The sequence below is a fragment of the Jeotgalibaca sp. A127 genome (assembly GCF_052266745.1).
In the GTDB taxonomy this organism is placed as follows: Bacteria; Bacillota; Bacilli; order Lactobacillales; family Aerococcaceae; genus Jeotgalibaca.
In genome coordinates, this window is sequence record NZ_JBQPRC010000004.1 from 136,652 (window position 1) to 151,138 (window position 14,487).

The following is a 14,487-nucleotide window of genomic DNA, read 5'->3' on the forward strand; positions in this document are numbered from 1 at the left end:
GTCAACGACTTCAGGGCTGTTTTTATGTTAGTAACTAATCTTAGTAACTATAGACATTACCTGCATTCCATAGCAAGAATTCTGTAACGCCGTGGTCTTTCAAAGCTTGAACTTGGGCCATTACTTCAGCGTGCCCATATTCACGGTAATAACCGCTACCTAAATAGCTGGCAGTAAAGTCCTGTAGCCATGGCCGCGTAGTAGGGGTATGATCCAAGGATTCCAAAAGGGGTAATTCAACTTTCATGTACTCATCAACAAGTTCATAAGGATACAAGTCTGGAGCGGAAAGCCCAAAATAGCCAGGCCCCCAATGACTTGGATAAATCATGGATGAAATGACATCGACATTATTGGAAATCTGTGAAAAATCCTGGCCAATACCAGATGCTTCATCAACTGTAGCAGCGTAACCAAAAATATCAACGGAAACCTCTACACCGTAAGGCATTAATTTTTCACGCGCATAAGCAACAAAATCAGTAATTGCCTTCACACGTTTTTCAGTTGGATCCATGTCTAAATCAGCAAATTCACCCATGTCATAATAAAGACCATTTGCATCGTTTGAGAAGATTTCCGGGAAGCGCACATAGTCAAACTGAACTTCTTTAAACCCTGCTTTTGCAGCTTCAATCCCAACATTAACTGCATAATCCCAAGTTTCCTTCAGGAAAGGATTGATGAACAATTCTCCATTTCCATATGCCCAAATAGAGCCATCGGGATTTAAGAAAGACATATGAGGCTCTTCCTCAGCCAGTACACTGTCCTTGAAAGCGACGATACGGGCTATAGGATAAATTTGCTCTTCTTCTAGCCGTTCCATTAATGCATCAATATCAGCAATAACCGGAACTGTGTTTTTCTTGATGTGGGCATCTTCAGAGTTGAAATCAGCTGTAACATGACCATTATCGTTTTTAATGTCGATAACCATGGCATTTAAATCATTGCTATTTAAATAAGCGATCAATTCTTCCACGCGTTCAGGATTGGCTGCCGTGTTTTCAGTCAAGTAAATACCTTTTACACCATCTTCTGGGTAAGCAATATCAATTCCACTGTCGTATAAGAATTTTTTTGGCATTTTTGCCATTTCCGGAGCAGCCAGGAAGGGTTGTTGCCTTAAGATAAGTTCAGTAGGGGCTGATTCTTCTGCCGCTTGGACAGGAGTATAAATTGTACTCAGAAGGATGCTAGCTGCTAAAATACGTTTTCCAAATTTCTTCATGATCCAGTTATTCCTCCTCAGGTGATTCTATCAATTTAGGGTCTACCATTTCGTAACCTTGTGCCCGCAGACCGTCGATGATGTCACCGATGGCAGCCGAAGTCCAAGGACGATCATGCATCAACAGGTTCCCACCACTACCCAGTTCGGGAGCATGAACCATGATATCTGCCAATGACGACTCATCCATATAACCATCAACCCAATCATAGCCATAGGTCCAGTTCATCAAAGTCATATTTTCAGAATCTGCAATGTCTTCAGTATCGCTATTATAAGCTCCATAAGGCGCTCGGAAGAAACGAGGACGTTCACCTGTAATTTCCTCAACTATATCGTTGGTAGCCTGAATTTCTTCAAACTGATCATCGTAGCTCAAAGAGGACATATCAGGGTGCGAATAAGAGTGGTTACCAATCTCAAAACCCATTTCATGAATTTCTTTAACAATGTCTTTCGCTTCTTCAGATTCCAAAAATTGGCCCATGACGAAGAAAATGGCATTTGCACCTTTATCCCGAACAGTGTGGGCAATATCCAAGGTCTTGGAGTCGGGTGGTTGGGGAGCATCATCGAATGTAAGCAGGACGACTTCCGTATCAGCATCCGAAATGGGCTCAACTGTAAATATCACCGGATTAATTTTGTATTCATAAGGTACTTCGATAGATATTTCATCGTTTTCATCGATTGTTTCCGAGAAGCTGCTTTCACTTGCCTGTGATTCCATTGCTTCAACTTCCACGACTTCATTACTTTGGCAAGCGGCAAGAAAGATACTTGCGGCTACAGCTATCATCATTTTTTTCATTATTTAGTACCTCCTATTCATCATCAGGTGTTAAAGCATCAGTCAATAGATTCATTTGTGTTTCAAATACTTCAGATTCTCCTACTAAGGGCTCAAGTTTAGCCAAGTTATCGCTACCATTTTTATTCAGAGTGTTGACACCATCATACAAGGTATTGAAAGTTGCATCCTCTGCTCCGAATGAAGCGAAGATTTCTTCTTCTGCCTGGAGTTGTTCAGTATAAGCCGGTAAATAGGCCTCCACCTGGTTAATGAACGTTTGAGCGGTATCCAGCATTTTCTGCATTTTTTCTGCAGGTACTTCCTCTACTTCCAACTTACTTAAATCCATGACATGACCCTTCATTTTTGAAAGATTTTCTTCTAAATTAGCGACTTCTTCTTGTCTTACCGAAATGTTTTTAAAAACAGGGGCAGAACCATCGCTAAAGGTTGCTAATTCTTCGTCTGCTGTTAATGCCTCATCAAATTGTTTCTGTATTTCCATTTCCTTTTGTTGAATAGTATTCAATGATACAATAATGGCTTCCTTTGAATCTGCCAGTTTATCGACTGACTTTTGCGTTTTTTCAACCCCACTTGAACAACCGGCTAAAACAATTCCGGATGCAAGCAAGAACCAAGCACTTCTTTTAATCACATTACCGACTCCTTTTTTGCAATTATCCTTTTCATTATAGCGAACATGGAAGAGATAATTCAACATTTAAAGGAATTTCGCTTGATTTGCTTTAGGTTTTTCTTTTTATCGTTTACAATGGAAGGAGTATTTCGAGATTAATCGGTGAAAAGGAGTCTGTATGATTTATTATTTAATAGCACTGGTTTTGATTGTCATTGATCAACTAACCAAATGGGGCATTGTCCAAAATTTCGAGCTTTATGAAGAAAAAGTTATTCTTCCCGGTCTATTTTCTTTGTTTTACATTCAAAATAAAGGGGCAGCGTGGGGGATATTCGAAGGGAAAATGATTTTCTTTTATATCATTACAGTAGCTGTCGTCGGCTATTTAATCTATATGTTTCAACAGGAAAAAAACATCAGTAGATTATCGGGAGTCAGTTTTTCTTTGATTCTTGCTGGCGCCATCGGCAATTTCATTGACCGTTTGCTCAATGGTTACGTGGTGGACATGTTCCGCCTGGATTTCATTAATTTTCCCATTTTTAATGTGGCAGATATTTGCTTAACTGTCGGAGTAGTATTAATGATTATTCATGTCATATTTTTTGAAAAAGAGGAAGAATTATAATGGAAATGGATATACAAACACTAAAGATTAACAACGAAAGCGGACGGATCGACAAAGTTTTATCCGAAGCTTTTCCTGAATACACACGTTCACAGTTGCAGGCGTGGATTAAAAGTAACCATATTCTGGTGAATGATCAGCCTATAAAACCAAATTATAAAGTTCAGGCCGGAGATTTCATCGCCATTTCAGAGCCTGAAGTGGAACAGCTGGAAATTGAACCAGAGAATATTCCCTTGGACATCGTTTATGAGGATGACGCTTTATTGGTAGTCAATAAACCAGCAGGCATGGTTGTGCATCCATCAAAAGGCCATTTGCACGGAACATTAGTAAATGGTTTGCTTTACCATGTCAGTACATTGTCTGAAGGAACTAACGTGGTTAGACCGGGAATTGTTCACCGCATCGATAAAGATACATCTGGCTTGTTGGTGATTGCCAAGAATAACCAAGCTCATCAAAGCCTGGCAGATCAATTTTTTACCCACAGTATTGAACGCGAATATGTGGCATTGGTTCACGGTGAGGTACAACACGAAGAGGGCACAATTGATGCTCCAATCGCCCGCATGGCTACCAACCGATTGAAACGGACGGTAAACCGAGATGGCAAGTCAGCAGTGACACATTTTACGCGCCTTGAACAATTCCATGATTTTACCTTACTTGGATTAAAATTGGAGACGGGAAGAACGCATCAAATTCGGGTACATATGGAATATATCAATCATCCAGTAGTCGGTGACCCGATGTATGGACCTGGTGACGATGTAGATAAAAACGGTCAATTCTTACATGCCCGGGTACTTGGGTTTATCCATCCGGTAACAAACGAAAAAGTTCATTTTGAAGCTCCTTTGCCTGATTACTTTGAGAAAAGATTGGCAGAGTTACGAAAGATGGATTGACTTTAAGTCAGAATAGTATTATCATTCTTAGCAATAAACCTTTAACGAAGTCCAGAGAGGCTCGAAGGATCAAGCACAAATATTTATGAACATTGATCCCTTATGCTCTTTTTTGGCATGAGGGTATTTTTTTTGGATAAGGGGAGATTCGATTGGTAAAAGAAGTTATTGGAATTATGGATGCTGCTACCATGCAACGGTCTTTAACGCGTATTACACACGAAATTTTGGAAAAAAATGGTGGAACCGAAAGCCTTCTACTTGTGGGTATTCGCACACGGGGTATCTACTTAGCTGAACGTATTGCGGCAAACATGAAGAAATTTGAAGGCGTTGAAGTACCGGTAGGTGAGCTGGACATTACTTTGTATCGGGACGACCAACACTTCACTAAAGATAATAACCCTGTCTTGAATAACACAAATATACCTTATTCCCTGGAAGGAAAACATGTCGTTTTAGTCGATGACGTCTTATTTACGGCCCGGACGATTCGCGCCGCAATGGATGCGGTTATGGATATCGGACGGCCGAAACGCATTACTGTAGCTGTATTGGTAGATCGTGGGCACCGCGAATTACCAATCAAGGCTGATTATGTGGGTAAAAATATCCCAACTTCAACCAGTGAACAAATTTCTGTCAAGATTACAGAAGTGGATAATGAAGAAAAAGTAACCTTGATCAAAGGGTAATGGGGGATAACAATGACAGATAAACCAATGATTGCCCTTGATTTTTCAACGGCAGCAGAAACGAAATCATTTTTGAAGCAATTCCATGACGAACCACTCTACGTCAAACTGGGTATGGAGCTCTATTACCAAAACGGTCCAGAAATAGTTAAATGGGTAAAATCATTGGGACATGAGATTTTCCTGGATTTGAAATTGCATGATATCCCTAATACGGTTTACCGGGCAATGAAAGGCTTGGCTGCCCTGGATATTGATATGATCAATGTCCATGCCTCTGGTGGTTCTGCCATGATGAAAGCTGCTTTGGAAGGTATTCATGAAGGAACACCAACTGGTTCTGTTGTTCCCAAACTAATTGCCGTCACACAGTTAACTTCGACAACCGAAGAAGCAATGCATCAAGAACAACTCATCCGCGTCCCTTTAATGGAGAGTGTCCTGCATTATGCATCCTTGACGGAGCAATCTGGTCTCTCCGGTGTTGTCTGTTCTGCCTTGGAAGCAAAAAGTATCAAAGAAGTTACAAATCCCCAATTTATTTGTGTAACACCCGGCATTCGGCCAGCTGGATCACAAGTAGGGGATCAAAAAAGGGTTGCAACACCACAATCAGCACGTGAAATGGGATCTTCCTATATCGTTGTCGGTCGCCCGATTACACAAGCCAATGATCCGGTTGCAGCCTACAAAGCTATTAAAGACCAATGGAATGGAGTTGCTGAATAAAATGAGTACAGCTGAAAATGTCGCAAAAGCGTTACTGGAAATCGAAGCAGTCAGTTTGAGTCCAAAGGAACCATTTACTTGGGCGTCGGGAATAAAGAGTCCCATTTATTGTGATAACCGTATCACGATCAGTGTTCCAAAAGTACGTACCTTGATAACGGATGGATTGGTAGCCTTAATCAAGGAAAAATATCCAGAAGCAGAAGTAATTGCTGGAACTGCCACAGCTGGTATTCCCCACGCTGCATTTGTAGCGCAAAAGATGGATTTGCCGATGATTTACATTCGCGGTAAAGCAAAAGACCATGGTAAGGCAAAACGCATTGAGGGACGCATCCAACCCGGGCAAAAGATTGTCTTGATCGAAGATTTAATTTCGACTGGTGGAAGCGTCATTGAAGCGGCAAAAGCTGCTGAGAGTGAAGGAGCCGTGGTGTTGGGTTGTGTCGCTATCTTTACCTATGAATTACAAAAAGGAAAAGAGAATTTTGCTGAAAGTGGCTACAAGATTGATACGCTCTCTAATTACAGTACATTATTGAAAGTAGCACAAGAAATGGATGCAATTACCGCAGAAGAACGCGAAGTATTGAAGAAATTCAGTGCTGATCCTCACAATTGGAACAACTAAAAACACGAAAAAAGGATATGCCCTATTTACGGGGCATATCCTTTTTTCATTATTTGGCACGCAATGCATCCACCCGTTCTTTATCAGGCGTGACATAGAGTGTCTGCTGATCTGTGTAGATAACGAAACCTGGTTTTGCACCATTTGGTTTCTTGACATATTTAACGGGCACATAATCAACCGGAACATTCGCAGATTGTTGGAACTTGGAGTAGTAGGCGGCAATAATGGCAGCTTCCTCCAACGTTTGTTGAGATGGCTCGCTTGATTCAACGATGACATGTGAACCAGGTATGTCTTTGGCATGGAGCCAATAATGATTGTTTCGGGCTTTTTTCATGGTGAGCTCGTCATTTTGTTTATTATTTTTACCGACGCGAATATCTGTGCCATCACTGGAACGGAAGTGGTGCGGTTTACTTGTTGTTTTCTTCTGTTTCTTAGACGTTTTTTTCGCTTTTAGATAACCAGCATCTTTTAATTCATCCCTGATATCTTCCAAATCTTGTGGGTCGGAAAGCGTGATTTGCGTTTCAATTGATTCCAGATAAGCATTTTCGACTTTTGTTTTTTGAATTTGTTCATTGACGAATTTCACGGAATTTACCAATTTGTGATAACGCGTGAAATATTTCTGGGCATTTTGTGGAGCTGTTAGCGCAGGATCCAGTGTAATAGTAGTGGGCTCTTCGTCCGCATAAAAGTTATTTAAGGTTACCTCTGTCGCTGATTTAGGTACTTGGTACAAGTAGGCGGTCAGAAGTTCTCCTTTAATCCGGTATTCATCCGCTTCTTCACTTCTGTGTAAGGTATCTGCCAGTTTTTCTAATTTAAGCTCATTTTTATGGAGTTCATTTTTGATGATTCCTAATAAATCAGAAGCTACTTGTTTAATGCGATCCTTATGGGCTTTATCAATATAGTAAGCATCCAACAATAGACTGGCACTCCCAAAAGATTGGGTTTCACCCGCCATTGTTTGATAAGGATAGGGGGCAAACGTCTCTTTTCCTGACTGGTCTGTAAAGAGCGTCGGAGGACCAACTTGCACTTTATCAAGGTAACCAGTCAGGGCGGAAGGAAAGCCTTCGACCATTAAAGAAGCAATCTCCTTAGCAGTATCACGCCCAATCCCTTGGAAAGAACTTTGAATGTTTTTGCTATTGTTGCCTTCTTCCCATTTCGCACTCACAGTTGCAATCTCACTCGGTGTAGCATCAAAGGGATTTAACTTGTCCTGGTGTGGTGGTAGGACATAAATAGCGCCAGGCATAATGGTCCGATATGAGTTTTGGTAAGCTGGAACGTGTTTTAAACAATCCATGATTTTACCGGTTTCACTATCCACCAAGAAAATATTACTGTGACGTCCCATCATTTCGACAATCAGTAATAAATGCTTTAAATCACCCAGATCATCAAATTTCTTTATTTTAAATGTGACAATCCGGTCATTTCCCAGCTGTTCTATCGCTTCTATTGTCGAACCTTCAATGTTCTTTCTTAAAAACATGCAAAAATTAGGTGCTTGCTCCGGGTTGGATAAAGGTTCCTCTGTTAATTGAATACGGGCATAAGAGGGATGGGCCGATAATAATAGTTTTTGATTTTTTCGATTGGCCCGAATCGTCAAAACGATTTCATGTTGGAACGGTTGATAAATTTTGGAAATACGACCATCCATAATTTTCTCATTCAGTTCCTCAACAATAATATGTGTATAAATACCATCATAAGACATATAAATGCCTCCTCTCTAACTTAATTATTATATCATATTCGATAATTGGCTACAAAAATACCAAAACAACTGAAATTCGTGCCAAATAAATTGTTTATCGGCCGACATTGCTAAGCTATAATAGGAGTATATCAGGTATTGGTATTATGATAGCTTTGAAAACTGAGAACAAGTCAATAGTGATGCAGAGATACTACTGGGGGGATTTGGTGATTGCCAATATCAATGTGTATCTTGTATCTAATTATGGGATGGGGGATGACCTTATCCCTTTTCTCATTTTTTCTTCATTTTTCTGTTGACAAATTTATTTCCCAGGGTTAGTATGAATGTATTAAAATTTTCTAAGAAAAGGAGCAGTTAATATGTCTATATCATTTACAACAAACTTTATGAATTTTTATTGGCAAAGCCACATGGGGTAGGTTGTTCTTTGTGACGTATTAATTGTCCATAGATACAGCCTCAGAGCTATCTGAATGTATCTATGTGGATCACTGAATATATAATTTATTCGCCACGTAGACCAACGAGAAAAGTCTATGTGGCGGTTTGTATTTTAAGCTGCCCTGATGTCATTCAGATGGCAGCTTTCTTTTTATACAAACCAATATTATATTCGGAGGGATTCATTATGAAATTTAATAAAACGAACACTAAATTCGCATTCTTGGCTTCAGCTGCTTTATTGCTAGGTGCATGCGGTTCTGATTCTGAAGAAACAAGTAGTTCTCAAGTTACTGATGCATCAAATTTGCCCTATATAGGGATTATGCAGCTGGCTTCTCATCCCGCTCTAGATGCAATTACCGAAGGGATTATTGATCAACTAGCAGATGAAGGTTACGTAGATGGTGAGACAGCTACCATTGATTTGCAAAACGCCCAAGGTGATCAATCCAATATGCAACAAATCGCAGAACGTTTCATTTCTAACGAAGCGGATATTACTGTTGGAATTGCGACTCCCGCTGCACAAGCTTTGGCAAATGCAACGACGGATATTCCGATCATTCTTGGGGCTATTACGGATCCTTTGGCCGCTAATTTGGTTTCCTCGCTAGAAGAACCCGGTGGGAATATTACGGGGGTGAGTGATAAGATACCGGTAACGGAACAATTTGAATTAATCATGAAACTTGTACCAGAATTACAAACTATTGGTTTCTTGTATTCCTCCAGTGAAGACAATTCCTTGAGTTCCGCTAAAGAAGCTGAAGAAGTTGCTAATGCCTTGGGACTTACAGTTGTGACCAAAACAGTTAATAGTTCCAATGATATTCCTCAAGTATCCGAAGCGTTGGCTCAGGAAGTGGATGCAATCTGGATTCCAACGGATAATGTTATTGCAACAAGCATGTTAGCCTTGATCGAAGTAACAGATGCCTATCAGATACCTGTTTTTCCGTCTGTTGACACCATGGTTCAGGAAGGCGGCATCGCTACAGTGGGACTAAACCAATATGCAATCGGAATTCAAACGGGTGCTGTTACTGCAGAAGTATTAGAAGGCGCTGATCCAAGTAGTTTTGCCATCCAATATCCGGATGAAATTGAATTAATCATCAATACTGAAAAAGCAGAAGAATTGAATATCGAAGTCCCAGCAGATATTCTGGAAACTGCCATCATAATCGAATAGAATTGAAAAGAGGAATCATATATGAACATGATAATTTCTGCAATTGCCCAAGGTCTGATATGGAGCTTGTTGGCATTAGGTCTGTATATTAGTTACCGTATTTTGAATGTGGCTGATATGTCGACAGAAGGCTCATTTACGCTAGGAGCAGCTGTAGCAGTTTCTGCTATTACAATGGGATTGAATCCTTTTGTGGCAGTGGGACTAGCTTTAGTGGCAGGGGCACTTGCAGGAGCAGTTACTGGATTTTTAATCACAAAACTTAATATTTCCAGTTTATTAGCCGGTATTTTGACCATGACAGGACTTTACTCGATTAACCTAAGGGTGATGGGAAAAGCCAATGTAAACTTGCTCGGTCTGGATACGATATTCAGTGGTGTGGCTGCCTTGGAATTGCCCAGACATACGGATACTATTTTGATAGGCTCTTTGTTTGTAGCCGTCATCATCGTACTTTATACGGTATTCTTTAAAACGGAATTTGGTCAAGCATTGATTGCAACCGGTGATAACCAGGCAATGGCACGTTCTTTAGGTATTTCAACCAACATGATGACGACAATAGGTCTGATGATGTCAAATGGTGTTATTGCCTTGTCCGGAGCAGTCATTTCCCAAAGCAACGGCTATGCGGATATCCAAATGGGTATCGGTGCAATCGTTATCGGGCTAGCATCCATTATCATTGGTGAGGTACTCTTCCCACATGTATCTTTGATCATTCGTCTGGCTTGCTTAGTAATTGGGTCCATTATTTATCGTCTTGTAATGGTTCTGGTGTTGGAAGCAAATTTGAACCCCAATGACTTCAAGTTGATTTCAGCTGTCATGCTGGCATTGTTCTTGGCATTACCGAAAATCAAAGATATGTACTATGTAAGTAAATACCGTAAGAAAATGGCAAAAACAGTTGGTAAGCAGGTGAATCGCTAATGTCAAAGAATGATAATATACTGGAATTGAAGAATGTAAATAAAACGTTCTACCCTGGTTCCATCAATGAAGTCGAAGCATTGAAAAATATTAATTTAACCGTTAAGCGTGGTGAGTTTATCACGTTGGTGGGCGGAAACGGAGCAGGTAAATCGACCTTGCTAAATGCAATTTCCGGATACTTCTTCCCTGATGCGGGAAGCATCACCGTAAATGGTAAAGACATTACCTTACTTAAGGAAGAAAAAAGAGCTCCATACATTAGCCGTGTTTTCCAGGACCCGAAAATGGGAACGGCACCCCGGATGACTGTACAGGAAAACTTATCCTTGGCATACCGCCGTGGTGAAAAAAGAACGTTGAAATTTGGATCCACCAAAGAAGAAAAAGAAATCTTCAAAGAACAGCTGACTTCTCTTGGCTTAGGCTTGGAAAATCGCATGACAGCTGATATTGGATTACTATCAGGTGGTCAGCGTCAATCGATTGCCTTGTTGATGGCAACCTTAAAGCGTCCAGATATTTTATTATTGGATGAACATACGGCAGCCCTTGACCCCAAAACGGCACAACTTGTACTGGAACTCACCAATAAAAAGGTTCAAGAAATGGGATTGACGAGTATCATGATTACCCATAACCTACAAGATGCGATTAAATACGGAAATCGTATGCTTGTCTTACACCATGGGCAGATCGTGAAGGACTATAATGCTGAGGAAAAAGCAGCATTAACGACTGAAATGCTCTTCTCCGAAATTCAAGAACTGGCTATCAGCGATCTTTATTAGCACACTTCATATGAAGTGTGTTTTTTTTAACATTAATCTTATCTGTAACTAAATAACAAACTTTGTTTTCATTTGTTTTGATTAATGTTAAGATAATACCAACAAACTTGAAGGAGAATTGCTGTATGAAGTTATTAGAGGATGTCATTCGCGAAAAAGGTACGATACTTGAAGGCGGCGTCTTAAAGGTAGATAGTTTTCTGAATCACCAGATAGACCCTGAACTAATGAAAGCTTTAGGTGATGAATTTGCGCATGCGTTTAAAGATCATGGTATCAACAAAATATTGACTGTTGAAACATCGGGAATTGCCCCGGCTGTATTTGCAGGTTTCGAATTAGGCGTGCCAGTTGTTTTTGGACGTAAAAACAAAAGCCTGACGTTACAAGATAATATGTATACGACAAGCGTTTATTCTTATACCAAACAAATTTCAAATGAAATCTCAATCTCCAAGGATTTTCTGGATTCAAATGACCGCGTTTTGATTATTGATGACTTTTTGGCTAACGGTCAAGCAGTCGCAGGGTTATTATCTATTTGTAAAAATGCTGGTGCCTCTGTAGCAGGGATTGGTATTGTTATCGAGAAATCATTCCAAAAAGGCCGCCGCTTTGTGGAGGAATCTGGTATCCCAATTCTTTCTTTAGCACGTATTGCGAGCCTGGATGAGCATGGCATTACCTTCGTTGATGAATCAACTGATCAAAATAATGACTAAAGATGATGCTCTTTTCCATACAGAAGTCGTAAATGAATATGCTTTGGATGGGGAAGCCTATGTAAAGGACGGTTTAAGAGTTCTCATAAGTGACCCACTTTCTCAAGACCCAGGCTCCAATCCTGAAGAATTGTTTGGTTTGGCATGGTCAACTTGTCTTAATGCGACCATTCAAGCTTTGTTGAAAGCAAGAGGGGTTAACACAAGAAGTCGAGTAGAAGTTGTTGTTGATTATAAGAGAGAATCTGATGGGAGAGGCTATTACTTTGATTTAACAGCCTCAGCCGCCATTGAAGGTTATGACGAAGACCAAACAAAAAAATTATTTACTAACGCTCATAGGAGATGTCCTGTTTCAAAAATAATCGGATCTTATCCTCATGTATTTTTAAATGTAATGCCGTTCCATTCATGACGGCATTTTTTTATGGGTAAAATGATAGCGATTCCAAAAATACCGCATTTAAAAAAGCCAATATAATTACTTGTTTATAATAAAATACAATTTTGTATAGAATAAATGAACTTTGTTAAAAAAGTTCATAATTCATGATAGGGAGTCAAATCATAGCTGGCCTATTATAAATGTATGTTTATTTTTTGTTAATTTTAGTCAATTGAATACGTGTTCAATCAATCTTAACGTTTATTAATGAAAACACTTTAACGTTACCATAAGTTTATATACAATTTCACAAGATTAATAACAACAAAATAATATTATTAAGCTTCCGCTTACATAAAAAGACCTGATATACCTACGTTTTCATTAAAGCGCTTTCTCATTAGAAAGAAGAGAATGGTAAATCACTAACTTGACTCCAAGATAATGGTAGATATAATGATTTATATCGCTTCCATATTTTTATGGAATAGTAGAATATCCAAGGGGGATAAAGAGTGAGTGCAATAACGAAAGCTCAAGAGAATATAAAGATAGATTCAAGTAAAGAAAAATTAGGAGTGGTTGAGAAAGTTTCTTATGGTTTAGGAGATCTTGGGAATGGGTTAATGTTCCAAATGGCTCAACTTTACCTGTTGAAGTTTTATACAGATGTGTTGGGTATTTCCGCTTATTGGGGTGGGATGATTTTCCTTTTAACCAAAATAATTGATGCCGTTACCGATACTTTAATCGGCACGTACGTCGACTCTCGTAAAGTGGGTCCCAAAGGCAAGTTCCGGCCGTTTATTTTATACGGAACAGGTTTCTTGGCAGCCTCCACAGTCTTGGCTTTCTTTGCCCCAGACTTAAATGAAGGAGCAAAAGTAGTCTTTGCCTTTGCTACTTATAACTTAATGTCTGTCGCATACACGGTTGTAAACATTCCTTATGGTTCGTTATCATCCGTAATGACTGTTAATTCAGAGGAACGTACGTCATTAGCTGTATTTCGTAACTTAGGCGGAACCGGCGCTTCTTTATTGGCTGGTATTGTAGTACTGCCGCTTGTAAACCTATTTGACACACCAACGGTTGGATATCCTGCCGCAGTAGCAATTATCGCTCTATTCGGGGTTGCATTCCACCTGGTTTGCTACCGTAATACGAAGGAACGCTATGTTTCGACTAAAGCACGTGAGAAAGGTGATGGAATCAAGGCAGTCAAAAACTTGCTGACTAACAAAGAATTCCTAGTTCTTGCTGCTTATACAATCTTGACTATTGGTGCGATGTTCCTGAAGATGGGTATTCAATTGTACTACTTCCAATATGTTTTAGGGAACCAAAACCTTGTTGCACTTGTAAGTACGTTGAGTATCGTGGCGCTTGTGCCTTCAATTTTCCTTTCGACTACACTTGTTCGGAAATTCGGTAAAAAACAACTTTCTATTTTCGGTATGTTTTTCTTCGGCGTTTTCGAATTGGTAAACTTTTTCTTTGCTGGGGATAACGTGACATTCTTCCTGATTGTTAACGTTCTTTCCTACACATGTCTATCCTTTGCCAATACGGTGTCCTTCGCATTTGCTGCGGATTTGATTGACTACTCACAGTGGAAACATGGCATGCGCACAGAAGGAATCATCTATTCCGGATACAGTTTTGTTCGTAAAATTGCCCAAGCTGTTGCAGGGTTTGTACCTGGTATCGCATTGACAATGATCGGCTATGTAGCGAACCAAGCGCAAACTGCAGATACTATCTCAGGCATGCAATTTACATATTTCTTAATTCCAGCAATTGCCAGCTTTATCGGAGTTATCTTATTCCAATTCGGATATAAATTAACTGACCAGAAACATGCAGAAATCACTGCAGAGTTGCGAGCGCGTAACGAAATTTAATGAAAATAAAAAACGATGTAATCCTAAAATCATATAGGAACATCGTTTTTTTGTGTGAAGATAGCAATCAGGATAAATAAAGTTTTTGATCTCGATATGGTA

At 39.7% G+C, this 14,487-nt stretch carries 15 protein-coding genes; 11 read left to right on the forward strand and 4 right to left on the reverse strand.

Annotated elements, in window-relative coordinates; all coding sequences use genetic code 11:
• Positions 1-40: 40 nt before the first annotated feature.
• The 3 genes from ACTVAI_RS06255 to ACTVAI_RS06265 are packed head-to-tail and all read right to left on the reverse strand — an operon-like array spanning position 41 to position 2,685.
• Positions 41-1,234, reverse strand: a complete 1,194-nt coding sequence (locus ACTVAI_RS06255) for a putative glycoside hydrolase (protein WP_443486174.1) — start codon at positions 1,232-1,234, stop codon at positions 41-43.
• Positions 1,235-1,241: 7 nt separating this feature from the next.
• On the reverse strand, positions 1,242-2,045 hold the full coding sequence (locus ACTVAI_RS06260; protein WP_443486175.1) for a polysaccharide deacetylase family protein: 804 nt from the start codon (positions 2,043-2,045) through the stop codon (positions 1,242-1,244).
• A 13-nt stretch (positions 2,046-2,058) separates the two neighbouring features.
• Positions 2,059-2,685 carry a YkyA family protein gene (locus tag ACTVAI_RS06265; protein ID WP_443486176.1) on the reverse strand — a complete coding sequence of 209 codons (627 nt, stop codon included), beginning with the start codon at positions 2,683-2,685 and terminating at the stop codon, positions 2,059-2,061.
• Positions 2,686-2,845: 160 nt separating this feature from the next.
• Between ACTVAI_RS06265 and lspA the strand changes: the two genes are divergently transcribed.
• The 5 genes from lspA (at position 2,846) to pyrE (ending at position 6,264) form a co-directional block, all read left to right on the forward strand.
• Positions 2,846-3,298, forward strand: coding sequence for a signal peptidase II (gene lspA / locus ACTVAI_RS06270; protein WP_443474303.1), 453 nt, complete (start codon positions 2,846-2,848; stop codon positions 3,296-3,298).
• Positions 3,298-4,209 carry an RluA family pseudouridine synthase gene (locus ACTVAI_RS06275; RefSeq protein WP_443474304.1) on the forward strand — a complete coding sequence of 304 codons (912 nt, stop codon included), beginning with the start codon at positions 3,298-3,300 and terminating at the stop codon, positions 4,207-4,209. Before lspA ends, ACTVAI_RS06275 begins: the two co-directional genes overlap by 1 nt.
• A gap of 176 nt (positions 4,210-4,385) precedes the next feature.
• Positions 4,386-4,904 carry a bifunctional pyr operon transcriptional regulator/uracil phosphoribosyltransferase PyrR gene (gene pyrR, locus ACTVAI_RS06280; RefSeq protein ID WP_443474328.1) on the forward strand — a complete coding sequence of 173 codons (519 nt, stop codon included), beginning with the start codon at positions 4,386-4,388 and terminating at the stop codon, positions 4,902-4,904.
• 12 nt (positions 4,905-4,916) lie between these two features.
• The gene (pyrF, locus tag ACTVAI_RS06285) at positions 4,917-5,633 is read left to right on the forward strand and encodes an orotidine-5'-phosphate decarboxylase (RefSeq protein ID WP_443474305.1); all 717 of its coding nucleotides are present in this window, start codon (positions 4,917-4,919) and stop codon (positions 5,631-5,633) included.
• A 1-nt stretch (position 5,634) separates the two neighbouring features.
• Positions 5,635-6,264, forward strand: coding sequence for an orotate phosphoribosyltransferase (gene pyrE / locus ACTVAI_RS06290; RefSeq protein ID WP_443474306.1), 630 nt, complete (start codon positions 5,635-5,637; stop codon positions 6,262-6,264).
• A gap of 49 nt (positions 6,265-6,313) precedes the next feature.
• Here pyrE and ACTVAI_RS06295 read toward each other — a convergent pair whose 3' ends face one another.
• Positions 6,314-8,005: an NFACT RNA binding domain-containing protein gene (locus ACTVAI_RS06295; RefSeq protein ID WP_443474307.1), complete on the reverse strand. Its 1,692-nt coding sequence runs from the start codon at positions 8,003-8,005 to the stop codon at positions 6,314-6,316.
• A 634-nt stretch (positions 8,006-8,639) separates the two neighbouring features.
• Here ACTVAI_RS06295 and trpX point away from each other — a divergent pair.
• The 6 genes from trpX to ACTVAI_RS06325 all read left to right on the forward strand — a co-directional run bounded on the left by trpX (position 8,640) and on the right by ACTVAI_RS06325 (position 14,385).
• A complete protein-coding gene (trpX, locus tag ACTVAI_RS06300) occupies positions 8,640-9,647 on the forward strand; it encodes a tryptophan ABC transporter substrate-binding protein (protein ID WP_443474308.1) in 1,008 nt (335 codons plus the stop codon).
• A 21-nt stretch (positions 9,648-9,668) separates the two neighbouring features.
• Positions 9,669-10,583, forward strand: a complete 915-nt coding sequence (locus ACTVAI_RS06305) for an ABC transporter permease (RefSeq protein WP_443474309.1) — start codon at positions 9,669-9,671, stop codon at positions 10,581-10,583.
• On the forward strand, positions 10,583-11,374 hold the full coding sequence (locus ACTVAI_RS06310) for an ABC transporter ATP-binding protein (protein ID WP_443474310.1): 792 nt from the start codon (positions 10,583-10,585) through the stop codon (positions 11,372-11,374). The genes ACTVAI_RS06305 and ACTVAI_RS06310 overlap by 1 nt, the downstream gene beginning before the upstream one ends.
• 125 nt (positions 11,375-11,499) lie before the next feature.
• Complete coding sequence (locus ACTVAI_RS06315) at positions 11,500-12,096, forward strand: xanthine phosphoribosyltransferase (protein ID WP_443486177.1); 597 nt, start codon at positions 11,500-11,502, stop codon at positions 12,094-12,096.
• On the forward strand, positions 12,089-12,511 hold the full coding sequence (locus tag ACTVAI_RS06320) for an OsmC family protein (protein ID WP_443486178.1): 423 nt from the start codon (positions 12,089-12,091) through the stop codon (positions 12,509-12,511). The genes ACTVAI_RS06315 and ACTVAI_RS06320 overlap by 8 nt, the downstream gene beginning before the upstream one ends.
• 485 nt (positions 12,512-12,996) lie before the next feature.
• The gene (locus ACTVAI_RS06325) at positions 12,997-14,385 is read left to right on the forward strand and encodes an MFS transporter (protein WP_443474313.1); all 1,389 of its coding nucleotides are present in this window, start codon (positions 12,997-12,999) and stop codon (positions 14,383-14,385) included.
• The last annotated feature ends 102 nt before the right edge of the window (positions 14,386-14,487 follow it).